Origin of the sequence: Aeromonas taiwanensis (assembly GCF_000820165.1) — a bacterium.
Taxonomy (GTDB): Bacteria; Pseudomonadota; Gammaproteobacteria; order Enterobacterales; family Aeromonadaceae; genus Aeromonas; species Aeromonas taiwanensis.
This window is the reverse complement of the sequence record NZ_CDDD01000015.1, coordinates 45745-69449: the sequence shown is the minus strand read 5'-3', so window position 1 is coordinate 69449 and position 23705 is coordinate 45745. Positions and strand designations below refer to the sequence as shown.

The 23705-nt window shown below is 60.5% G+C and carries 22 protein-coding genes; 11 read left to right on the top strand and 11 right to left on the bottom strand.

The window, feature by feature from the left end:
- Nucleotides 1-118 precede the first annotated feature (118 nt).
- The 5 genes from glnA (at nt 119) to add (ending at nt 6000) form a co-directional block, all read left to right on the top strand.
- A complete protein-coding gene (glnA, locus tag BN1136_RS03165) occupies nt 119-1528 on the top strand; it encodes a glutamate--ammonia ligase (protein WP_043763389.1) in 1410 nt (469 codons plus the stop codon).
- 189 nt (nt 1529-1717) lie between these two features.
- Entirely contained in the window at nt 1718-2287 is a 570-nt protein-coding gene (locus tag BN1136_RS03160) for a DUF4124 domain-containing protein (protein WP_043763391.1), read from the top strand.
- Between the two features lie 86 nt (nt 2288-2373).
- A complete protein-coding gene (glnL, locus tag BN1136_RS03155) occupies nt 2374-3429 on the top strand; it encodes a nitrogen regulation protein NR(II) (RefSeq protein WP_043763393.1) in 1056 nt (351 codons plus the stop codon).
- Between the two features lie 9 nt (nt 3430-3438).
- Nucleotides 3439-4857: a nitrogen regulation protein NR(I) gene (gene glnG / locus BN1136_RS03150; RefSeq protein WP_043763397.1), complete on the top strand. Its 1419-nt coding sequence runs from the start codon at nt 3439-3441 to the stop codon at nt 4855-4857.
- Nucleotides 4858-4998: 141 nt separating this feature from the next.
- A complete protein-coding gene (gene add / locus BN1136_RS03145; RefSeq protein ID WP_043763399.1) occupies nt 4999-6000 on the top strand; it encodes an adenosine deaminase in 1002 nt (333 codons plus the stop codon).
- 68 nt (nt 6001-6068) lie between these two features.
- On the opposite strand, the gene hemN is transcribed toward add, so the two are convergent.
- The 4 genes from hemN to BN1136_RS03125 form a co-directional block, all read right to left on the bottom strand.
- Nucleotides 6069-7442 carry an oxygen-independent coproporphyrinogen III oxidase gene (gene hemN, locus BN1136_RS03140; RefSeq protein WP_043763402.1) on the bottom strand — a complete coding sequence of 458 codons (1374 nt, stop codon included), beginning with the start codon at nt 7440-7442 and terminating at the stop codon, nt 6069-6071.
- Nucleotides 7443-7470: 28 nt separating this feature from the next.
- Entirely contained in the window at nt 7471-7911 is a 441-nt protein-coding gene (locus BN1136_RS03135) for a DUF2489 domain-containing protein (RefSeq protein WP_043763405.1), read from the bottom strand.
- An 11-nt stretch (nt 7912-7922) separates the two neighbouring features.
- Nucleotides 7923-8498, bottom strand: a complete 576-nt coding sequence (gene yihI / locus BN1136_RS03130) for a Der GTPase-activating protein YihI (RefSeq protein ID WP_043763407.1) — start codon at nt 8496-8498, stop codon at nt 7923-7925.
- Between the two features lie 802 nt (nt 8499-9300).
- Nucleotides 9301-9918 (bottom strand): c-type cytochrome, encoded by a 618-nt coding sequence (locus BN1136_RS03125; RefSeq protein WP_043763410.1) that lies wholly within the window; start codon nt 9916-9918, stop codon nt 9301-9303.
- Nucleotides 9919-10061: 143 nt separating this feature from the next.
- Here BN1136_RS03125 and yihA point away from each other — a divergent pair, with 143 nt between their 5' ends.
- The gene (gene yihA / locus BN1136_RS03120) at nt 10062-10718 is read left to right on the top strand and encodes a ribosome biogenesis GTP-binding protein YihA/YsxC (protein ID WP_043763412.1); all 657 of its coding nucleotides are present in this window, start codon (nt 10062-10064) and stop codon (nt 10716-10718) included.
- A 999-nt stretch (nt 10719-11717) separates the two neighbouring features.
- Here the strand turns inward: yihA and aroE are convergent.
- From aroE to BN1136_RS03085, 7 genes are all read right to left on the bottom strand, one after another.
- Nucleotides 11718-12539 (bottom strand): shikimate dehydrogenase, encoded by an 822-nt coding sequence (gene aroE / locus BN1136_RS03115; RefSeq protein WP_043763414.1) that lies wholly within the window; start codon nt 12537-12539, stop codon nt 11718-11720.
- Nucleotides 12540-12642: 103 nt separating this feature from the next.
- Complete coding sequence (hemF, locus tag BN1136_RS03110; protein WP_043763416.1) at nt 12643-13551, bottom strand: oxygen-dependent coproporphyrinogen oxidase; 909 nt, start codon at nt 13549-13551, stop codon at nt 12643-12645.
- A 98-nt stretch (nt 13552-13649) separates the two neighbouring features.
- A complete protein-coding gene (locus tag BN1136_RS03105) occupies nt 13650-14210 on the bottom strand; it encodes an L-threonylcarbamoyladenylate synthase type 1 TsaC (protein WP_043763418.1) in 561 nt (186 codons plus the stop codon).
- 259 nt (nt 14211-14469) lie between these two features.
- Complete coding sequence (locus BN1136_RS03100; protein WP_043763420.1) at nt 14470-15027, bottom strand: DNA topoisomerase family protein; 558 nt, start codon at nt 15025-15027, stop codon at nt 14470-14472.
- Between the two features lie 55 nt (nt 15028-15082).
- Nucleotides 15083-15556: a DUF494 family protein gene (locus tag BN1136_RS03095; RefSeq protein WP_043763422.1), complete on the bottom strand. Its 474-nt coding sequence runs from the start codon at nt 15554-15556 to the stop codon at nt 15083-15085.
- A complete protein-coding gene (gene dprA / locus BN1136_RS03090) occupies nt 15549-16664 on the bottom strand; it encodes a DNA-processing protein DprA (RefSeq protein WP_043763425.1) in 1116 nt (371 codons plus the stop codon). The genes BN1136_RS03095 and dprA overlap by 8 nt, the downstream gene beginning before the upstream one ends.
- Before the next feature lies 1 nt (nt 16665).
- Nucleotides 16666-17754, bottom strand: coding sequence for a LysM peptidoglycan-binding domain-containing protein (locus BN1136_RS03085; protein WP_043763428.1), 1089 nt, complete (start codon nt 17752-17754; stop codon nt 16666-16668).
- Nucleotides 17755-17862: 108 nt separating this feature from the next.
- Between BN1136_RS03085 and def the strand changes: the two genes are divergently transcribed.
- The 5 genes from def to BN1136_RS03060 all read left to right on the top strand — a co-directional run bounded on the left by def (nt 17863) and on the right by BN1136_RS03060 (nt 23672).
- A complete protein-coding gene (def, locus tag BN1136_RS03080) occupies nt 17863-18375 on the top strand; it encodes a peptide deformylase (protein ID WP_042078370.1) in 513 nt (170 codons plus the stop codon).
- A 12-nt stretch (nt 18376-18387) separates the two neighbouring features.
- The gene (fmt, locus tag BN1136_RS03075; RefSeq protein WP_043763430.1) at nt 18388-19332 is read left to right on the top strand and encodes a methionyl-tRNA formyltransferase; all 945 of its coding nucleotides are present in this window, start codon (nt 18388-18390) and stop codon (nt 19330-19332) included.
- Between the two features lie 60 nt (nt 19333-19392).
- The gene (rsmB, locus tag BN1136_RS03070) at nt 19393-20685 is read left to right on the top strand and encodes a 16S rRNA (cytosine(967)-C(5))-methyltransferase RsmB (RefSeq protein ID WP_043763433.1); all 1293 of its coding nucleotides are present in this window, start codon (nt 19393-19395) and stop codon (nt 20683-20685) included.
- Between the two features lie 74 nt (nt 20686-20759).
- A complete protein-coding gene (gene trkA / locus BN1136_RS03065) occupies nt 20760-22136 on the top strand; it encodes a Trk system potassium transporter TrkA (RefSeq protein WP_043763436.1) in 1377 nt (458 codons plus the stop codon).
- A 93-nt stretch (nt 22137-22229) separates the two neighbouring features.
- Nucleotides 22230-23672, top strand: a complete 1443-nt coding sequence (locus tag BN1136_RS03060) for a TrkH family potassium uptake protein (protein WP_043808031.1) — start codon at nt 22230-22232, stop codon at nt 23670-23672.
- Nucleotides 23673-23705 lie beyond the last annotated feature (33 nt).

The window sequence follows — 23705 nt, the reverse complement described above, 5'->3', positions numbered from 1 at the left end:
AACCTGAAACGGTGCAAGTGCCCTGAAATCAGGCTGTCACAAACTTGGCACGATACTGGCTTATGTGAATATGACGACGCATTCACCCAAAGAGTTTTAACACCGGAGGTTACTTAGCATGTCAGCCCAGAACGTTTTGGCCCTGATCCAGGAACACGAAGTCAAGTTTGTCGATCTGCGTTTTACCGACACCAAGGGTAAAGAGCAGCACGTATCCATCCCTGCCCACCAGGTCGACGAAGACTTCTTCGAAGACGGCAAGATGTTCGATGGCTCCTCCATCGGCGGCTGGAAGGGTATCAACGAGTCTGACATGGTGCTGATGCCGGATGCGGCCTCCGCCAAACTGGACCCGTTCACCGAAGAGACCACCCTGAACATCGTCTGTGACGTGCTTGAACCTGCCACCATGCAAGGCTATGACCGCGACCCGCGCTCCATCGCCAAGCGTGCCGAAGATTTCCTGAAGTCCAGCGGCATCGCTGACACCGTGCTGTTCGGGCCGGAGCCGGAATTCTTCATGTTCGACAACATCACCTTCTCCAACACCATGGGCCACAGCTTCGTGAAGATCGAATCCGAAGAAGCTGCCTGGAACTCCGGTACCGACTACGAGCACGGCAACAAGGGCCACCGTCCCTTCGTCAAGGGCGGCTACTTCCCGGTTGCACCGGTTGACTCCTCCCAGGACATCCGCGCCGCCATGTGCCTGGTGCTGGAAGAGATGGGCCAGGTCGTCGAGGCTCACCACCACGAAGTGGCCACTGCCGGTCAGAACGAGATCGCGACCCGCTTCAACACCCTCACCCTGAAGGCTGACGAAGTACAGGTCCTGAAGTACGTGATCCACAACGTGGCCCACGCTTACAACAAGACCGTCACCTTCATGCCGAAACCCATGTTCGGTGACAACGGCTCCGGCATGCACTGCCACCAGTCCCTGGCCAAAGACGGCGTCAACCTGTTCGCAGGCGACCTGTATGGCGGTCTGTCCGAGATGGCACTGCACTACATCGGCGGCATCATCAAGCACGCCAAGGCCATCAACGCCTTTGCCAACCCGACCACCAACTCCTACAAGCGTCTGGTGCCGGGTTATGAAGCACCGGTCATGCTGGCTTACTCTGCCCGCAACCGCTCTGCCTCCATCCGTATCCCTGTGGTGCCGAGCCCGAAAGCTCGCCGCATCGAAGTGCGCTTCCCGGATCCGGCTGCCAACCCGTACCTGGCCTTCGCTGCCCAGCTGATGGCCGGCCTGGATGGCATCATCAACAAGATCCACCCGGGCGATGCCATGGACAAGAACCTGTACGATCTGCCGCCGGAAGAAGCTGCCGAAGTGCCGACCGTGGCCGGCTCTCTGGACGAAGCCCTGGCCGCCCTGGACGCAGACCGCGAGTTCCTGACCCGTGGTGGCGTGTTCAGCGACGACTTCATCAACTCCTACCTGGAGCTGAAGCAGCACGACGTAGACCGCGTTCGCATGACTCCGCACCCGCTGGAGTTCGAGCTGTACTACTCCGTCTAATCCGCATCATTGTGACAAACCCGCCATCAGGCGGGTTTTTTCATTCAGACTGCTGAAAAACATCGGGATTTTCACGATCACGTCGCGGTATCACCCTGGCTGAGATCGCAGCGTGATCAGTGTGCCGACTGTCGGCCCGATGCTTTTTTCTCTGATAGGATTAAGGTGAACCCCGTCAAGGAGAGATGGATGAACACTGTACCCTGGATGCTGAGCCTCCTGCTGATCGCCTCCTGCACCGCGCAGGCGGCCAAGGTCTACTCCTGGGTCGACCCCCAGGGGGTGACCCATTACACCGATGCCCCTCCCCCGGGCAAGAACGCGAAAGAGGTGGACATGCGGGTCTCTCCTCTGGTCGGAACCTCCCCCCACTCGGTCCAGGTCGATGACTTCAACCACCTGACCGGCGCCGATGCCAAGAAAGCCCAGGAAGCAGCCCCCCTGGTGATAGAACTGCTCTCCCCGGAGCCGGGCAGCACCTTGCGCGACAACACAGGCAACATCGTCTTTCAGGGTCAGGTCTCTCCCCAGCCGCCGGGGCAATACGACATGCGCCTTATCCTCAATGGCAAGGCCGCCCCCCTCGCCCACAACAGCCTTGCCATCCGGGTCGAAAACCTCGATCGCGGCGCCTACGAGGCCCAGCTCGAACTACTCGCCAAAGACGGTACGATCCTTGCTAAATCTAAGCCAGCCACCTTTTACCTGCATCGAACGAGGGTGAATCAGGCCGCCAAGGCCACTCCCAAGACCAATTAGGGATGATGTGATGCACCGATGCGGGTAAACTTGATGCACCATATTGGTGCATAATTGGTGTGCAGCACCGTTTTAGGGAGAAACCAGTGCCAACCCGCATGGATCACGCCAAGACACTCTTGGACAACCTGCTGACCGCCGTCATCCTGATGGATGAGCGGCTCTGCATTCAATTCGTCAACCCGGCGGCAGAACAACTGCTTTCCCTCAGCGAGCGGCGACTCATCGGCATCGAGCTGCCCCATCTGCTGGAACATATCTCCCTCGATCTGCAACGCTTCAAGCAGTGCCTCATTTCGGGGCAGGGCTTCACCGACAGCGAGGTGACCCTGGTGGTTGAAGGGGAGCCCAGACTCGTGGAGATCAGCGTCAGCCCCATGGCCGATCACGAGCAGCGGTTGATGGTGGTGGAGCTGCGCAAGATCGATCAGCAGAAGAAGATCAGCCAGGAGCTGCAGCAACATGCCCAGCAGCAGGCAGCCAAGGAGCTGGTACGCGGTCTGGCTCACGAGATCAAGAATCCCCTCGGCGGCCTGCGCGGTGCGGCCCAGCTGTTGCAAAAGGAGCTGCCCGACCCGGCTCTGAGGGAATACACCGGCATCATCATCGAGCAGGCCGATCGTCTGCGGGTGCTGGTCGACCGGTTGCTCGGCCCCCAGCGCCCCGGCCAGCACAAGGTGCACAACGTCCACTCCGTACTGGAGCAGGTGCGCCGCCTGGTGGATCTGGAACTGCCCCCCCAGATCCGCATCGAGCGGGATTACGACCCCAGCATTCCCGAATTCGAGATGGAATCGGATCAGCTGCAGCAGGCGTTTCTCAACATAGTGCGCAACGCCGCCGAGGCCCTCGGGGATCAGGCCGGGCTCATCCGCATCAAGACCCGTACCGCTTTCCAGATCACCATCCACGGCCAACGCTATCGTCTCGCGGCCGAGATCAAGATCATCGACAACGGGCCCGGCATTCCCGACGCCATTCGCGACACCCTCTTCTACCCCATGATCACCGGCAAGGAGGGGGGCACCGGCCTCGGCCTCTCCATCGCCCAGAATCTGATCGATCAGCACAAGGGGCGCATCGATTGCATCAGCTGGCCCGGTCACACCGAATTCACCATCTACCTACCACTTCGCAAGTAAGGGAACCTCATGACAGCAAAAGTGTGGATCGTCGATGACGACAGCTCCATCCGGTGGGTCCTGGAGCGCACCCTTGGCAGCGAAGGCTTCGAATGCGAGAGCTTTGCCGACGGCGAAGCCCTGCTGAGCTCCCTGGAGATGCGCTCGCCGGACGTGATCCTCTCGGACATCCGCATGCCGGGCATAGACGGCCTGAGCCTGCTGGAACAGATCCATCGCCGCCAGGCCGACCTGCCCATCATCATCATGACGGCGCACTCGGACCTCGACTCCGCAGTCAACGCCTACCAGCGCGGTGCCTTCGAATACCTGCCCAAACCGTTCGACATCGACGAGGCGGTCACCCTGGTGCGCCGCGCCGAGAACCACCTCAAGGAGCAGCGCACCAAGCGCAAGGCGCGCCAGCAGGAGGCTACCACCACGCCCGAGATCATCGGTGAGGCTCCCGCCATGCAGGAGGTGTTCCGCGCCATCGGCCGGTTGTCGCGCTCCAGCATCTCGGTACTTATCAACGGCCAGAGCGGCACCGGCAAGGAGCTGGTCGCCCACGCGCTGCACAAGCACAGCCCCCGTGCCCACAAGAACTTCATCGCCCTCAACATGGCGGCCATCCCGAAGGATCTTATCGAATCCGAGCTATTCGGCCACGAGAAGGGGGCCTTCACCGGTGCCAACAACATCCGCCACGGCCGCTTCGAGCAGGCCGACGGTGGCACCCTGTTTCTCGACGAGATAGGCGACATGCCACTGGATGTGCAGACCCGGCTGCTGCGGGTGCTGGCAGACGGCCAGTTCTACCGGGTCGGCGGCCATCAGCCGGTGCAGGTGGACGTGCGGATCATCGCCGCCACCCACCAGAATCTGGAGAAACGGGTGTCGGATGGCGAGTTTCGCGAGGATCTGTTCCATCGCCTCAACGTCATCCGCATTCACATCCCGGCCCTCAAGGAGCGGCGGGAGGATATCCCCCAGCTGGCCCGGCACTTCCTGCTCCGGGCCGCCAAGGAGCTCAACGTGGAGGCCAAGAGCCTGCACCCGGATACCCAGACCTACATCAGCCGCCTGCCCTGGCCGGGCAACGTGCGCCAGCTGGAGAACGTCTGTCGCTGGCTCACCGTGATGGCCTCGGGTCAGGAGGTGCTGGTGAGCGACCTGCCCACCGAGCTGCTGACCCCCATCACCACCACGGCAGAGCCCGGCCAGCCCGCACTGCCCGGCGGCTGGCAGCAGCAGCTGCAAGACTGGGTGGCCGCCAAGCTGGCACTGGGGGAGACCGACATCCTGGCGGATGCCATGCCCCAGTTCGAACGGATCATGCTGGAAACGGCGCTGGACCACACCCATGGTCACAAGCAGGAGGCTGCCCGCCTGCTCGGCTGGGGCCGCAATACCCTGACCCGCAAGCTCAAGGAGCTCGACATTCCCTGAGTTTACGGGAAAAACGATTCCCATCACGCCTTGAGGGAAAGCCTGATCAATCCGACCCCGTTTGCCTTAAAACGGGGTATCTTTTTCGAGCGCCCCGCCTAGAATGGCAGGCTTTCCAACCCGACTCGCAGAAGGTGCCCAATGATTGACAGATCCCTCCCCCTGACCGACCTGCATCGCCATCTGGATGGCAACATCCGCCCGCAGACCATTCTCGAGCTGGGACGTCAGCACAACATCCGACTGCCGGCCGATGAACTGGAAGCCCTGCGCCCTCACGTGCAGATCGTCGAGAACGAGCCGAGCCTGGTGGCCTTCCTGAAGAAACTGGACTGGGGCGTGGCCGTGCTGGCCGACTATGACGCCTGTCGCCGGGTTGCCTACGAGAACGTGGAAGATCTGCTCCGCGCCGGTATCGACTATGCCGAACTGCGCTTCAGCCCGGCCTACATGGCGATGGCCCACAAGCTGCACCCGCAGGGCGTGGTCGAGGCCGTCATCGACGGTGTGGCCGCCGGCAGCCGTGACTTCGGCGTCAAGACCAACCTGATCGGCATCATGAGCCGCACCTTCGGCACCGAACAGTGCCGGGCCGAGCTGGAGGCCTGCCTGGCCCATCGCGACAAGCTGGTCGCCGTCGATCTGGCCGGCGACGAGCTGGGCTTCCCGGGTGAACTCTTTACCGACCACTTCCGCCGGGTGCGGGATGCGGGCATGCGCGTGACCGTGCACGCCGGTGAAGCAGCGGGCCCCGCAAGCATGTGGCAGGCCATCCGCGACCTCGGTGCCGAACGCATCGGTCACGGCGTCAAGGCGATTCAGGATCCGGCCCTGATGGCCTACCTGGCGGAGCACCGTATCGGCATCGAGTCCTGCCTCACCTCCAACCTGCAGACCACCACGGTGGCGAGCCTGGCCGAGCATCCTATCCGCCAGTTCCTGGCCGCCGGTGTACTGGCCTGTCTCAACACCGACGATCCCGCAGTGGAGGGGATCGACCTGCCCCACGAGTATGAAGTGGCCGCACCGGCCGCCGGCATGACGGCAGGCGAAATCCGCACCGCCCAGCAAAACGGCCTGACCCTGGCCTTCCTGAGCGAGACCGAGAAGGCCGAACTGCGTGCCCGCGCGGCTCAGCGCTGAGCAGGAACAAACCCAATAAAAAAACCGCCGGGAGGCGGTTTTTTTATTTTCCAACGGCAGCGACCGGCTCAGATCACCCGGGAGAACTGCTGCTGGCGCGCCTTGCTGCGCAGGTAGACGTCGAAGCACATGCAGATGTTGCGGATCAGCAGCTGGCCGGTGGAGACCACCTCCAGTCCCTCGTCCGTCATGCGTACCAGGCCGTCATCGATAAAGGTCTGCAGCAGCTTGAGATCCTCGGCAAAGTACTCCTTGAACACCAGGTCGTGGGCCTGCTCGACGGCGGCAAAGTTCAGGGAGAAGTCGCAGATGAGGCGCTTGATCACCTCGCGGCGGATCAGGTCATCCCGATTGAGGGAGCACCCCTTCCACTGGGCGTGGCCGAGCGCCTCCACCTGGGCGTAGTAAGCCTTGAGCTCTTTCTGGTTCTGGGAATAGGCATCGCCGATCATGCTGATGGAAGAGACACCCAGCCCCAGCAGATCGCAGTCTCCCTGAGTGGTATAGCCCTGGAAGTTGCGGTGCAGCTTGCCCTCGCGCTGGGCCACGGCCAGTTCGTCATCGGGCTTGGCGAAGTGATCCATGCCGATGAACTGATAACCGCGACCGGTCAGGAAGGCGATGGTGTCCTGCAACATGGCCAGCTTCTCCCGGGGGGCCGGCATGTCCGCCTCCTTCAGCTTGTGCTGGGCGGCGAAGCGGCTCGGCAGGTGAGCGTAGTTGAAGATGGAAAGGCGCGCCGGGTCGGTCTTGAGCACTTCCTCCAGGGTGTGGTGGAAGCTCTCCCGGTTCTGGTGCGGCAGGCCGTAGATGAGGTCGAGGTTGGTGGAGCGGAACCCCAGTTCGCGGGCCCGCACCAACATGGCGCGGATGAAGTCGTTGTCCTGCTCGCGGTTGACCGCGACCTGCACCTCTTTGTTGAAATCCTGCACGCCCAGGCTGATGCGGTTGAAGCCGAGCTCACGCAGCACATCCAGCATGGAGAGCTCAATCTCGCGCGGATCCACCTCTATGCTGATCTCCCCCTCCTCGGCGAAATGGAAATGCTCCCGGAGCATGGCCATGAGGCGACGGGTCTGGGGTTCGTTCAGGTAGGTGGGCGTGCCGCCACCCCAGTGCAACTGGGTCACCAGACGCTCCTTGAACAGGGGAGCCTGGGCCTTGATTTCACGCTCGAGGTAATCGAGATAGTGATCGGCCTTGTGCTGGTGACGGGTGATCACCTTGTTGCAGCCGCAGTAGTAGCAGAGCTTGTGGCAGAAGGGGATGTGCACGTAGAGCGACAGATTTCGCGCCGGATACTGGCCCGCAGCCTGGACGAAGTCCGGATAGCCGAAGTCCTCGTTGAATTCCAGCGCGGTGGGATAGGAGGTATAACGCGGGCCGCTGTAGTTATATTTCTCGATCAGGGCCTGATCCCACACAATCTGTTCTGCTTGCACGCTTGCTTCCTCTTTCTTTGTTATCCGTTCACCGGCTTAACTGAAAATCCTTCAGTCTGGCGACATCGTCGAGGATCTTCGCCTCCAGCTCGGCCTCGTAGCCGCTGCGTTCGAGATCCATCTTCATCACTTCGTTGCGCTTGAGGGCGCGCCGCGCCTCGTGGGTCGGCATCTCTTTCACCTTGTCGTAGAGGCCGTACAGACCGGGGAATTCGTCGGCGAAGGCTCGCCCCCCCTTGATCTGCAAGGCATCCAGCAGGTTGGTCAGCCGGATGGCGCCTTCGGAGTAGTCGCACTGACCATCCCGCACCGCATGGGCGATGACCCTGACGCTCTCGAGAATCCGCTCGTTGCGGGCGGAAATTGCCCGCTGCTGCATATCCTGCTGCCGCTTCAGGCGGGCCAGCAGGGTGCCGGCGTAGACCGCCAGCCCCAGCAAGAGAAGGCCCCCCAACAGGGCGGCCAGCATCCATCCACTCATCACTTTTTCTTCGGCTCGGGCTTGGCTTCAGGCTGGTAGTCAGCCTGGTTGAAACGCTCCCACAGCTCGTCTTCGGAAGCCGGTGCCTTGGATTCTTCATACTCGATGTCGTCGAAGTCACCGTCGTCATCTTCGTCTGTGTCGATGATGCCGAGCTCGTCCATCAGCTCCTGATAGCGATCGACACGCTGGTCGACCCAGGCCTGTTCTGCCGCTTCCAGTGTTTCACCGGCATCGAGGCGATCCAGCAGATCGTTGAGGCGATCATCATTCTCGATGGAGGCCAGCTCCTGCTCGGGCGTCATCACCAGCTTTTTCTCTTTAATGGCCTTGGGTGCCTGCGGCTTGCTGCTCTTCTCGTCCACGACGAGGGCGATGGGTTTGCGGGAACCGATGCGCGGATCCTTGGCCTGCTTGTTGCCGCCTTTTTTGGTGGCCTGATCGACCTGCTGGCGGGAGCCCGCCTTCAAGCCCTTGCGCTTGGCGGCGCGCTTGCGCTCACGACCTTCCTGGGCACTGGCATCTGATTCTTTGCGCTTGCCGGTAGGCTTGCGGGTGGGTTGTTTGGCCGACATGAATGACTCCGACAAATAACTGGATTGAACCCGCCCGGTATCGTTTCGTCCGGGGAGCATGCTGAAGCGGGGAACAGTAAATCTGGAACAAGAGTGGGATCCCGCACCAATTCGACCATTTTGGGTCGCTGAACACCGCAGGATCGGCATCCTCTGGGCATGTTGCTGGTATTTTGACACAGAATGCCTTGGCGGGTTAATGACCCAATAGAAAAAAGGCAGCCGAAGCTGCCTTGATCCTGTCATGCGAGTCCCGTTCCCTGGTGTCTCATCGCCTTGTCCCTGGGCGTACTGCTGCGCATCATGTCGTTGGGTCTTCCTGACCCTTGTTGGCCTGTCCTGAATATGCGTGTGCTTGTTTAACCCGAACTGGTGGCATCCTGCCTCCCACTGGGGTGGTTGCATCCCGCAACTCCGCGCATCCCTGGCGGTCACCATCCTGGTCTTTGCATGTGCGGCTCATCACCACCATGCCTTGAGCCGACCTCCTGTCATACCGGCGAACGCGGTGTCCCGCCCTGCACGATCAATCCATGTGCACACTGTAACAATTTTCACGCCCTGCTCAATCAACCAAGGACGCACCCAAGTACTGATATAAGGCAGAATCTGCCATTAACAGATTGAAATACATAGACTATACAATATGGATTTCATACTTTTTTCAGCCACGGAAAGCCGTGAGAATGGAAAATCTCTCACAAAATGGCAGGCTACTTTGACAAGTTGAGAACAATGTCAAAAAAGCACAGGGAACGCCATGGTTCCCTGTGCTTTTCAACAAGATAGATTCAGGAAGTGATCAGTGCAGGCCTGCCACATATTTGGAGAGCGCCTCGATATCCTGATCCGTCAGCTTCTTGGCCACATCCCGCATCATACCGTTGGGATCATTGTCCCGTGTCGCCGAACGGAAGGCGACCAGCTGGGCCTTGATGTAAGCCGGGTGCTGCCCCGACAGACTGGGGTACTTGGCCTGCTCGACGCCGGATCCACGGGGCCCATGACAGGCGGTGCAGGCCGCCAGGCCACGTGCCATGTCTCCACCCATGTAAAGCGCCTTGCCTGCAGCGACCACCTCGTCAGGCACGGCGATCGGAGTGACCTTCTGGCTGGAGAAGTAGGCAGCCAGGTCATCCATGTCCTGATCGGACAAGGGCAGTGCCATGGGTCCCATGACGGGGGCCACCCGACCAGTTTGGCCGGAAGCGGCAGCCTTCAGTTCAACTAATTGTTTTTTGATATATGATGCGTGCTGACCAGCAATCTTGGGATACATGTCGACTGGGCTGTTGCCGTCCGGTCCATGACAGGCCGCACAGACGGCAGCCTTGGTTTGTCCCGCAGCGGCATCGCCCTTGGCTTGTGCCATCCCAGTTACGCCAACCATCAGAGCAAGTGTAATGACTAGGTTCTTCATGGCGTTCCAACTTTCTCGTTATTAGGCTTCCAGATCCCATGCCGCCGAAGGCATGTTAAAATAAACGCGTTTAAGCGACGCCATTTTACACGATTTCACAAAAAAGTAACTCTATAACCCTCTCTCTCTATGGGGAATTTACGTTGGATACACAAACTCTGAATTTCAATAAGGTGCATTTTGTGACCAGCGCACCCGACATCCGCCACCTGCCACATGATGGGGGTGTCGAGATTGCGTTTGCAGGGCGTTCCAACGCCGGCAAATCCTCCGCATTGAATACCTTGACCAAACACAAGAATCTGGCGCGCACCAGTAAGACGCCGGGTCGTACCCAGCTGATCAACCTGTTTGAACTGGAGCCGGGCAAGCGCCTGGTCGACCTGCCTGGCTACGGTTATGCACAAGTCCCGCTGGAAATGAAGCTTAAGTGGCAAAAGTCCCTGGCAGAATATCTGCAACGCCGGGAGTCCTTGAAAGGGCTGGTCATCCTGATGGACATCCGCCATCCGCTCAAAGAGACCGACATGAACATGCTGGAGTGGAGCTCCCATCGCGAACTGCCGGTGATGCTGCTGCTGACCAAGGCTGACAAGCTGAGCCCCGGTCCCCGCAACAACCAGGTGATCAAGGTGCGCCAGGCGGTGGCTGAGCTGGGTCCGCAGATCCAGGTTGAAGCATTCTCCTCCCTGACCAATATCGGGGTTGAGAAGCTGGCACAGACACTGAGTGGCTGGTACCAGTCCAATGCCGATAGCGACCCGGCAGACACCGACGAAGAGCATCAGACAGAGGAGTAACCCGCTCCTCTTCCATGCGACAATGAGCGGAGTTGACCCTCCGCTGATTGAAAGACTTTCATCCCTCCCCAGCCTCAGACAAGCGCCCTCCGCCCGTCATCTCGATACGCGCCCCGCGACCACACTACCCTTTATAATCATATAGATAGCCTGTTTGGCTGCTGTGAGAATTAACTTTTCACACCCTTGGCACCGTTTTCATCACCCAAGTTATAAAAATGTGACGAAAGGATTATCACAAACGAAACTGAAAGTTTATTACCAAAGGGGCATGAAGAAGGATAAAAATGAGGCCAGTCTCGCTGCTGCGGACCGGCCTGAGAAATGAATTCAAAAAATTGGGAAAAAGCGAGTTCTCGAGAACAAAGACGATTGGTTTTCCTCAAGAAACAGTCTCATTTTAGCAAAAGACTGCGCAAATTAAAGCATTTACTCTAACGTAGGCGCATAAAAAAACGCCCCGACGATGACTCATCGGGGCTGCTATTCAGCCACATTCAATTACGTGAAATAAAAGGTCTGAAAGATAGAACATCTTACCTCTGTACCCTACGCAGACAACTGTACAGCAAAGCAGCAGAAAGTGAAAGTAATTTATGTAATTTAGTTTCACTCAAGGTAACAGAGATAAATTTCTTTATTTATCAGCCGCATAAAAAAATCCCCAGTACGAATACCGGGGCGTTATAAAGGTGACTAGCTAGCACTTCCTCAACTATCTTGTTAGTCAGCAGTTCGCCGCACTAGTTCCGCTGCTTAGAGAAAAAACTGAAAAAAAGATGAAGGGCGCAGGCCAAAAGACAAATAAGTCTCTGTTTTTAAATTGATTTATATAGGATTGACCTGTACCCGCGCTCGTAGAGCATCAGCAAATGCACGCAGCCAAATAAAAGAGGCCCAGCCCCTGCGCATATGCAGAGGCTGGGGCGCCCATCAACGCCACGAGCCGGGGTGAGCCGGCTCGGCTAATTAACCACGCCACCCGGCCCACAGGCCAGGTTATAGCATCCCCAGATTGCGTTTCAGCTCTCTCAATACCTGCTTGGTACCAGGCCGGATGCCACGCCACACGGTGAAGGCTTCCGCGGCCTGCTCCACCAGCATGCCGAGCCCGTCCATCGTCTGACGCGCACCTTGTTCTTTGGCCCAACCGATAAAGGCGGTGTCCGTTGCACCATACATCATGTCGTAGATGGTGATGTCGGCATGGATAAGGGCAGGATCCAGGGGGGGCAACTCCCCTTGCAGGCTGGCAGAGGTCGAATTGATGATGAGGTCGAACCGGCCAGCCAACCCGGCATAGGTCTGGGCACTGACCGCCCCCAGATCGTGAAACTCGGCAGCCAGCTGCTCAGCCTTGGCATGAGTACGGTTGACGATGATCACTTCCTTCGGGGTTTCGGCCAGCAGAGGTGCCAGGGCACCGCGAGCAGCACCGCCTGCCCCCAGCAACAGGATCCGGCTCCCGGCCAGCGCCACGCCATGGGACTTGAGATCGGCAACCAGCCCGGCACCATCCGTGTTATCCCCGAGCAGCACGCCGTCATCGGTCAGCTTGATGGTGTTGACCGCCCCCGCCCGCCTGGCCCTGGGGCTCAGCCGGTCGACCAGGGCGAATGCCTGCTCCTTGAAGGGCACGGTGACATTGCATCCCCTGCCCCCCTGGGCAAAGAAGGTACGCAGGGCTTCGCCAAACTTGTCGACAGCCGGCTCGGCCAGACCATATTCCAGATCCTGCTGGGTTTGTCTGGCAAACAGGGTATGGATGAAAGGGGACTTGCTGTGGCGCACCGGGTGGCCAAAAACCAGATAACGATCCATCAAAGAGTTCCATCAGGGGGCAATATCCCGATTTAACGGGTTTTCTGATGCGGGGACAAGCCGAATATCGGCCAGTAAAAAGGGGCCGTCATGGCCCCTCGGTTCACAGCCACTCCCGTGGCGCAAGGTAATCGGCATACAACAACGCCTCTGGGCTCCCAGGCCCCGGCTGCCAGTCATACTCCCAGCGAGCCAGCGGTGGCATCGACATCAGGATCGACTCGGTACGTCCCCCGGTCTGCAGACCAAACAGGGTCCCCCGGTCATACACCAGGTTGAACTCCACGTACCGGCCCCGGCGGTAGAGCTGGAACTCCCGCTCCCGCTCACCATAGGGCAGCGCCTTGCGCCGTGCCACTATGGGCAGATAGGCATCGAGATACCCCTTGCCCACCGCCTGCATGAAGGCGAAGCACTCCTCGAACGGCCAGCGGTTCAGGTCGTCGAAGAAGAGCCCACCGACTCCGCGCGTCTCGTTGCGATGCTTGAGGAAGAAGTAGCGATCACACCAGGATTTGAACTCGGGGTAGATCTCCTCGCCAAAGGGTCGGCAGAGATCATGGGAAACCTGATGCCAGTGCCGCACATCCTCTTCAAACGGATAAAACGGTGTCAGGTCGAAGCCACCTCCAAACCACCAGATGGGCGCCTCGCCCTCTTTCTCGGCGATGAAGAAACGGACGTTGGCATGGCTGGTCGGCACATAGGGGTTGTTCGGGTGGATCACCAGAGACACTCCCATGGCCTCGAACCGGCGACCGGCCAGCTCGGGACGATGCGCGGTCGCCGACGCCGGCATGGCGTCACCATAGACATGGGAGAAGTTGACGCCCCCCTGCTCTATCACGGCACCATGGCGCAGCACCCGTGTCCGGCCACCACCACCGCCCTCGCGGTGCCAGAGGTCCTCCACAAAGCGCCCGGTGCCGTCAGCCTGCTCCAGGCCATGGCAGATCTCGTCCTGCAGCTGCAGCAGGAAGGCCTTGACCTGGGCCACATCCGGTTTGCTCATCTTGTCTCCAGTCAGACAGGATCTCGAACGCCCTGTCCATTTTTATCGTAATGTCATGGGCTTATCACCCAAAGTGCTACGCGGGATCCCACCTCCGCTCAGGAAGGGCGAATGATGGCGCCGGTACGGGCGTCCTTGATCTCCGACGGATTGGCCTGGCCCCCCACCTCGCCGGGCAGGATATAGGCCAGCTGGCTCGCCAGCAGTTCACCGATATCAGCAACCCGACGCGCAGGCTCTTCGCCGGTCAGGTTGGCACTGGTGGAGACCAGCGGCTTCCCAAAGGCACGGCACAGGGCCTGCACCTGAGGATGAGCCGTGACACGCACCGCCAGGGTATCGAACTGACCGGTCAGCCAGGACGGTGTCGTCGGGCGGGCCGGCATAATCCAGGTGAAGGGGCCTGGCCAGCTGGCTTCGACTCGCGCCAGTTGCTCATCGCTGAGCTGGCTCAGATCGATGTAATCCTGCAACTGCGCCAGCTCGGCCGCGATCAGGATCAGTCCCTTCTCAACAGGTCGCTGCTTGATGGCCAACAGGCGCTGCACCGCAGTTTCGGAATCCGGGTCACACCCCAGACCAAACACGGCCTCGGTGGCATAGGCAATCACCCCTTCACCTTCAAGGGCGATGACGGCTTGTTCAAATTCGTTTGACATAAAAAATGCGACAGCCGAGCTGTCGCCTCTCATCACTGGGTTGTTGGTTAAACCGCCATGGCAGCCCTCAGGGCCATCATCTTACACATGCAGGCCTCATGGAAACCTGATGTGCGGCATGGCATCAGGCCACGCTACATATCAGCTGTGTAGCCGCATCATGAGACAATCGAACGCCGACCCACCGATACGACGCGCGCCATATGGAGCATGGCGAGAGGAAATCTCTCGGTTAGCCACCGGCATCATGGCAGCAGGATTATACCCGCTCAATCTGATGGCAGCATTTCTTTTGCGGGCAGACCCAGCGCAGGCTCCCCCTCACTTTCTTCTCCACCATGATGCCCCAGCCACACTCGGGGCAAGGCATGGGAACCGGCTTGTCGTTCACCACATACTTGCAATGGGGGTAGGCATCACAGGAGTAGAATTGCTTGCCGTAGCGCGAGGTGCGGCTGACAAGGTGCCCCTTGCCGCACTCGGGGCAGAGGATCTGGGTGTCGTCGCTCTCCTGCAGGGATTCGATGTGTTGACAGGTCGGATACTGGGTGCACCCCACGAACAGGCCGTAGCGCCCCTTTTTGATCGCCAGGGGATGACCACAATCCGGGCATACCGACCCCTCGAGCACTTTCTCGATGTCGCGACCGGAGGGGGTAAGGGAGCGGATATAGTCGCAGGCGGGATAGGCCGAGCAGCCCAGAAAAGGGCCGTGCTTGCCCTGGCGGATCACCAGATCGGCACCACACTGCGGGCACGGTTCGCGCTCGAATGCGTGTTCGTGGGCAGAAAAGAGGTGATGATCGATCTTTGACATGGGCCGCGCCTTGAAATCCAGATGGCCTGAATTCTACCAGCGCGGCACAAGGCTGTCAGTGAATGACGCCGTCTGACTCGTCAAACACCAGCTCTTCCATCTGCTGGTAGGCATTCTCGCTGCCCGGCACGTTGAACAGGACCATCATGACGACCCACTTCAGGTCATCCAGTTCGATGTCCGGCTTGTCCAGCTCGAGCAGGCGCTCGATGCAGATCTCGCGGGTTTCGGCGTTGAGCACCTGGGCCTGCTCCAAAAACAGCAGGAAACCGCGACACTCGGTGCTAAGGCGCACCAGTTCTTGCGGGGCGTAGATCCGCATCGACCCTTGCGCACTGGCGGTGACGTACACCTCCCGCTCGCTGTCATGCAGATTGGCCAGCCGCTCCAGCCAGTTGAGCGCCTTCTCGATTTCGTCCTGATTGAAACCGGCCCGGCTCAGTTCGTCGGTGAGTTCATCCTGCTCGACCATCACATCTGCATCGCTGTGGATGTAGGTCTCGAAAAGGTACATCAATACATCAAACATGATTCGCCCTCCTCGCTCTGACGTATCCACCGGCTACCGCCATCACTGCACCGACCAGCTCCAGCTCAACCAACCTGCCCAACACGACTTCGACAGGAAGCTGGGCCCGCTCGGCAACGGTATCCACGCTCGTGGCTTCATAATCTACGTTATCCAACAAATCGGCATAAGGCAATTCGCCATTATGCAATGCCTCGGAAGCAATTCCCCTTCCTCCCATGGCCGACACCAGAGCAGGCAACTCCTCCAGCACATCGGCCGCATTCAAGACCAGCTTGGCCCCCTGCTGAAGCAGGCGGTTGCATCCGGCAGCCTGGGTATTCTGTGGAGCACCGGGCACGGCAAAGACCTCGCGCCCTTGCTCCAGCGCGTAGCGAGCCGTGATGAGCGAACCGCTTTGTTCAGCCGCCTCCACCACCAGCGTCCCCAGCGACAAGCCGCTGATGATGCGGTTGCGGCGGGGAAAGTGTTCGGCCAGTGGCCCCTTTTCCGGTGCCAGCTCGGACAGGAGCAGACCGCCCTGCTCGAGGATCTGCATCGCTAGCCCCTGATGGCGCCTGGGGTAGAGGCAGTCAAGCCCTGACCCCAGCACAGCCAGGGTTATACCACCCGATGCCATCGCCTGCTGATGGCAGACGCCATCGATACCCAGCGCCAACCCCGAAGTGATCGCCAGACCGCATTCCACCAGCTCGGCACACAGACGTGCTGCGTTGTCCTTGCCTGCATAAGTGGGGTGACGGGTACCCACCATCGCCACTTGTGGCAAGGAGAGGGATGGGATATTCCCGCGGCAATAGAGCAGCAACGGAGCGGCGGGGATCTCTTTGAGTAGCGCAGGATAGGCAGGATCATCCGGACACAGCAGGACGTTGTCAGGCGCCTCGGCCCAGCGCAGCCCTTGCTCCACCACGAGAGAGGGTTGCCTCAGTTGCCTGATCTGGGTCGGGAGAAGGCCGAGGGCCTGCAACTCGGCGTCATCACGTTCAAACAGGGTGTCGATGTTGCCATCGACATGTGCGAGCAGCCGGGCTGCCGTCACCGGGCCGACGCCGGTGACCGCATCCAGCGTCAGCCACCGTGACAACCGTTCGAGAGGGACGGGCACGTCAGAAGTTACTGACCTGATAACCAGAACCGACCAGATCCTGACTCTGCAGGATGAGGCCATAGCTCAACTTGTCATACACCTTGAACAGCATGACCCTGGCAACGGCCTCGGCAGGCAGGGTCGACTTGCCCGAAGAGTAGAATGCCTTGTCATAGACGGATGCATATTCCCGATATGACGTCTTGCCATTCTTGTCCACCAGCCCTGCGCCTGGACGCTGGATCTCGAGCACATCTCCAGGTGCAACTTGATCGCGCTGCCCCTTGTTGATCAGCACGACGTCAAACTTGCCTCCCCCGTGTACCTTGCTAGGTAACTCGATCACATACCCGGGCGAGATGGATGGCGCCGCCTTGGGCATGAACACGGCAGAGAGACTCTCTTGTGACGGCAGCGGCATCAGCTTGTCCCCCTGGTAAACCTCGCGCCTGTTGTGGGTCAATGTGACGCGGGTGCTGTCATTGTCCAGGCGATCCTCCGCCCGCACCGTGCCGACAAAGACAGCCTCCTGGCCGAGCAGCTCGCCAGTGTGCTTGTCCTTGTATGCCACGCCGGGGCGATAGACGCCGTAGCTCTGGCCGGGGGTCAGGGAACCCTTCACGTAGAGGGTATCACCCTCCAGCATGCCTATGTGTTTGTCGTTGTTGCCAAGCACATAGGGGAGATCCTTGCTCTGCTGGCTGTTGGCCAGAATGTGATCGGTTTGCAGGAAAGGGCCTATCTCGCTGAGGGGCAGGGTCGGGATCGGATTGGCCTTGTTCTCGTACCGGTTCTTGGGCGAGAGGCGGATGACCTGCTTGCCCCCCTGGCTGGCCTTGCCGAGGCGTGGCTCACCGTTGACCCAGCTCAGATGCAGCACGTCACCGGGGTAAATCCAGTGTGGATTGGCAATCTGGGGATTGATGTTCCAGAGGCGCGGCCAGAGCCAGGGTTCGGCGAGATACTGACCCGAGATATCCCAGAGGGTATCTCCCTTCTGGACCACATAGGTCTCGGGATAACCGGATTTCAGGGTCAACTGCTGTGCCATGGCGCCACCGGCCAGGGCTGTCGCCAGGCAGGCGACGACGATTTGCTTCAGATACATAACACTCCCTGTTACTTCTGCACGCAAAGTGTTGCTGTTTTTTGTCGGCGTAAATGACTAGAATTACGTCAATATTGACTGCGTTTATATGAAACTAAAGAAAAAATTATGGCCATTCTAGATGTATTGCGTTTCCCCGATGAACGCCTGCGCACAGTCGCGGCCCCTGTCGAGGCCTTTACACCCGAGTTACAACACATTGTAGATGATATGTTCGAAACCATGTACGCGGAGGAAGGCATAGGCCTGGCCGCGACTCAGGTCGACATTCATCAGCGTATCATCGTCATCGATGTCTCTGAAAACCGTGAAGATCAGCTGGTGTTGATCAACCCGGAGATCCTGGAGCAGTCCGGCAGTACCGGCATCGAAGAGGGTTGCCTCTCCGTGCCCGGCAACCGGGCTCTGGTGCCGCGCGCCGAGTGGGTCAAGGTCAGGGCGCAAGATCGCCACGGCAACACCTTCGAGCTGGAAGCGGACGATCTGCTCGCCATCTGCATACAGCATGAGATGGATCATCTGGTCGGCAAGCTGTTTGTGGATTACTTGTCCCCGCTCAAGCGCCAGCGCATTCGTCAGAAGCTGGAAAAGATGGCCCGTGAAGATCGCAAAGTCCTCTGAGGATCCGCCCCATTGAACAAGCTGAAACTGATTTTTGCCGGTACCCCCGACTTCGCCGCCCGTCACCTGGCGGCGTTGTTGTCTTCCGACCACGAGGTCGTCGCCGTTTATACCCAGCCCGACAAGCCCGCTGGCCGTGGCCAGAAGCTCACCGCCAGCCCGGTCAAGGAGCTTGCGCTGGCCCACGAGCTGCCGGTCTATCAGCCCGCCTCCCTGCGCAACGAAGAGGCACAGGCTGAACTGGCGTCACTGGGCGCAGATCTGATGGTCGTGGTGGCCTACGGCCTGATCCTGCCCAAGGTGGTGCTCGACACCCCGCGTCTGGGCTGCATCAACGTGCACGGCTCCCTGCTGCCGCGCTGGCGCGGCGCGGCCCCCATCCAGCGCTCCATCTGGGCGGGTGATGCCGAGACCGGCGTCACCATCATGCAGATGGACGTGGGACTGGACACCGGCGCCATGATTCGCAAGGTGACCTGCCCCATCGCGGCCGACGAAACCTCAGCCAGCCTCTATGACAAGCTGGCCGGTCTGGGCCCGCAGGCACTGGTCGACACCCTCAATGCCATGGCCGCCGGCAACACCGCCGCCGAGCTGCAGGACGACACCCTGGCCAACTACGCCGAGAAGCTCTCCAAGGAAGAGGCGCGCATCGACTGGTCCATGGACGCTGCCGCCATCGAGCGCTGCATCCGCGCCTTCAACCCCTGGCCCATCAGCTGGTTCGAGGTTGCCGGCCAGACCGTCAAGGTGTGGCAGGCCGAGGTCGTCGCACAGGAGCACGACCAGGCGGCCGGCACTCTGCTCAAGGCCGACAAACAGGGGATTGACGTGGCCACAGGCAAGGGTGTGCTGCGCCTGCTGACCCTGCAGCCCCCCGGCAAGAAGGCCATGCCCGTCACGGATCTGCTCAACTCTCGCCGCGACTGGTTTGAAGCCGGCACGCAACTGCTTTGATCTGGATTGAATTGACACAGGCGGGGCTCACGCCCCGACATGTGCATCTAAGGTAACGCTATGAAAACACGCGCACAGGCTGCTCTCGTCATTCAACAGGTGCTGGATCAGGGCCAATCCCTCTCCGCCGTTCTGCCTGCTGCCCAGGAGAAAGTCGCGCCCCGCGATCGCGCCCTCCTGCAAGAACTCTGCTACGGAACCCTGCGCTGGCTGCCCCGTCTCGATGCCGCTGTCGGCGAGATGATGGACAAGCCGCTCAAGAACAAGAGCCGCATCTTCCACTACCTGATCCTGGTCGGTCTCTATCAGCTCATCTACACCCGCATCCCGGCTCATGCCGCCGTGGCCGAGACCGTCAACGCCGTCAAGTTGCTCAAGGGCACCTCCCTGCGCGGCCTCATCAACGGGGTGCTGCGCAACTTCCAGCGCAGCGCAGAAGTCATACTGCTGCGCATCGACCGCGTGCCCAGCATCCGCCTCGGCCACCCGGAGTGGCTCACCAAGCGGCTGCGTCAGGCCTATCCCGACGACTGGGAATTCATCATGGAGGCCAACAACCAACGTCCCCCCATGTGGATCCGCAACAACGGCCAGCGCCAGAGCCGCGAGGCCATGCTGGCCCGCATGAGCGAGGCGGGTATCCCGGCCTCTGCCGGTGAAGAGGGGAAAGACTGCATCCTGCTAGAACGCCCTTGCGACGTGACCAAACTGCCCGGCTTCGAGCAGGGTGACTGCTCCGTGCAGGACGGCGCCGCCCAACAGGCCGCCCGCCTGCTCGACCCGCAACCGGGCGAGTGGGTGCTGGATGCCTGCGCCGCCCCCGGTGGCAAAACGGCCCACCTGCTGGAGCGCCAACCCAAGCTGGCTGGCGTCGTCGCGGTGGATGCCGACGAGCAGCGCCTCATGCGGGTGCAGGAAAACCTGGATCGCATCGGCCTCCATGCCCAGGTGATCCACGGGGATGCCAGCACGCCGGATCTGTGGTGGCCACAGGGGCAGTTCGACCGCATCCTGCTGGATGCTCCCTGCTCCGCCACCGGCGTCATCCGTCGCCACCCTGACATCAAGTGGCTACGCCGGGACCAGGACATCCGTGAACTGGCCGAACTGCAGCGCCGTATCCTGACCGCACTCTGGGGCAAGCTGAAAAGCGGTGGCACCCTGCTCTACGCCACCTGTTCAGTGCTGCCGGAAGAGAACCGGGAGCAGATCCGCGCCTTCCTGGCCGATACCCCGGATGCCCGCCTGGTGCCACTGCATGCAGCGGACACCCCGGCCAGTCCTGGCCGCCAGTTCCTGCCCGGTGAGGCGGAGATGGATGGCTTCTACTATGCCAAGCTCATCAAGCTGTAGGCCGAACAGGCGGATGGCAGGCCCGGTGACGGGCCGCCTCATTTCGAAGCAACAACCTTGAGTACGATGTCCTTATGAAGATCATCATTCTGGGCGCAGGTCAGGTAGGTGGCACCCTGGCCGAGAACCTCGCCGGCGAGAACAACGACATCACCATCGTCGACACCGACAGTGATCGCTTGCGGGAGTTGCAGGACAAGTTCGATCTGCGGGTGGTGAATGGCCACGGCGCCCACCCCAGGGTGCTGCGCGAGGCGGGTGCCCAGGATGCCGACATGCTGGTCGCGGTCACCAACAGTGACGAGACCAACATGGTCGCCTGCCAGGTGGCCTACTCCCTGTTCAACACCCCGAACAAGGTAGCGCGCATTCGCTCCCCGGCCTACCTGGTGGAGCGGGATCGCCTGTTCCTGCCGGAATCCGTGCCCGTGGATCACCTGATTGCCCCCGAGCAGCTGGTGACGGACTATGTGCGCCGTCTCATCGAGTATCCCGGCGCCCTGCAGGTGGTGGACTTCGCCGGCGGCAAGGTGGGTCTGGTGGCGGTCAAGGCCTACTACGGCGGCCCCCTGGTGGGCAATGCGCTCTCCACCTTGCGGGATCACATGCCCAACATCGAGACCCGGGTCGCCGCCATCTTCCGCCAGGGTCGTTCCATCCGTCCCCAGGGCACCACCATCATAGAGGCGGACGACGAGGTGTTCTTCGTGGCGGCGGCGGGCCACATCCGCGCCGTGATGTCGGAACTGCAACGCCTCGAGAGTCCCTATCGGCGCATCATGATCGTCGGGGGCGGCAACATTGGCGCCGGCCTCGCCCGCCAGCTGGAGAAGCGTTACAGCGTCAAGCTCATCGAACGCAACCAGAAGCGGGCGGAGCAGCTCTCCGAGAATCTGGAGCACACCATCGTCTTCTGTGGCGATGCGGCGGATCAGGAGCTGCTGGCGGAGGAGCACATCGACCAGATCGACGTCTTCATCGCGGTCACCAACGAGGACGAGGCCAACATCATGTCGGCCCTGCTCGCCAAGAAGATGGGTGCCAAGAAGACAATGGTGCTGATCCAGCGTGGCGCCTATGTGGATCTGGTGCAGGGTGGCTCCATCGACATCGCCATCTCCCCCCAGCAGGCCACCATCTCGGCCCTGCTGACCCATGTGCGCCGGGCCGACATCGCCAACGTCTACAGCCTGCGCCGCGGTGCGGCCGAAGCCATCGAGGCCATCGCCCACGGGGACGAGAACACCTCCAAGGTGGTGGGCAAGACGGTGGGCGAGCTCAAGCTGCCGCCCGGCACCACCATAGGTGCCGTGGTCCGGGGTGACGAGGTGCTGATCGCGCACGATCGCACCAAAATTCAGCAGGATGACCATGTGGTCATGTTCCTGGTGGACAAGAAGTACATCCCGGAAGTGGAACGCCTGTTCCAACCCAGTCCCTTCTTCCTGTAAGCCGGCCATGTACCAGGCAACGGCATCCAGACCCGGCTCCTTACCTCAGGCAAGGTCCGGGTCTTTTTTTAATCAACGACCAGGTTATCTTGCATGATCAAGCTGCGTCCCATCGTCTTCACCCTCGGGCTGGTTCTCTCCAAGCTGGCCCTCTTCATGTGGCTGCCCACCCTGCTGGCCTTGCTGACCGGCTCGGAAGGCTTCGTCGAATTTCTCAAGTCGGTGCTCATCACCCACGGCGCCGCCCTGCTCTGCCTGCACTACGGGCGCAAGGAGGAGTTCCACCTCGGGGTGCGGGAGATGTTCCTGCTCACCACCTCGGTCTGGGTGGTAGCCTGCGTTTTCGGCGCCCTGCCCTTCGTCTTCATCACCCACATCGGGTTTGCCGACGCCTACTTCGAAACCATGTCGGGGGTGACCACCACGGGCTCCACCGTGCTTTCCGGGCTGGACAACATGGCCCACAGCATCCTGCTGTGGCGCTCCATCTTGCAATGGTTGGGGGGCGTCGGCTTCATCGTGATGGCGGTGGCGGTGTTGCCCTACCTCAACGTGGGGGGCATGAAGCTGTTCCAGACCGAGAGCTCGGATTGGTCCGACAAGAGCGCCCCGCGCGCCAAGACGGTGGCCAACAACATAGTGCTGGTCTATCTGGTGCTCTCAATGCTCTGTTTCCTGGCCTACTGGGTGAGCGGCATGACCCTGTTCGAGGCAGTCAACCACTCGATGACCACCCTCAGCACCGGCGGCTACTCCACCTCGGATCAGTCCATGTCCCACTTCTCCAACGAGGCACACTGGATTGGCACCCTCTTCATGTTCCTCGGCGGCCTGCCCTTCCTGCTCTACGTACAGGCCCTCTCCCGCCGTGACAACAGTCTGTTGCGGGATGCCCAGGTACAGGGCTTCTTCTGGCTGATCGTCTGGGTGACCGTGGTGGTGACCTTCTATCTGTGGGTCAGAGATATTTACGGCTTCATGGACGCCCTGCGCATCAGCACTTTCAACATCGTCTCCGTGCTCACCACCACCGGCTTCGGCCTCGGCGATTTTGGTACCTGGGGGCCGCTCACCAGCATCATCTTCATGATCCTGCTGGCGCTCGGTGCCTGCTCCGGCTCCACCTCCGGCGGCCTCAAGATCTTCCGGGTACAGGTGGCCTTCGCCCTGTTCAAGAAGCAGATGCGCCAGTTGATGCACCCCTCCGGCGTCTTCCCGCAGAAGTACAACGGCCGCCCGGTGAACGACGCCATCATCCGCTCCCTGATCTCCTTCGTGCTGGTCTACTTCGCCATCATACTGCTGATTGCCGCCCTGCTGGCCGCCATCGGCCTGGATCCCCTGACCGCCATCTCGGGCTCCATCACCGCCGTGGCCAACGTGGGCCCGGGCATGGGGCCGGTCATCGGCCCCAGTACCAACTTTGCGAGCCTGCCGGATTCCGCCAAGTGGATACTGTCGTTCGGCATGCTGCTGGGACGACTCGAGATCCTGACCGTGGCGGTGCTCTTCTTCCCCTCCTTCTGGAAGCAGTAAGCCGCCGTCCACAGGAGCGCAGACGCAGAAAGG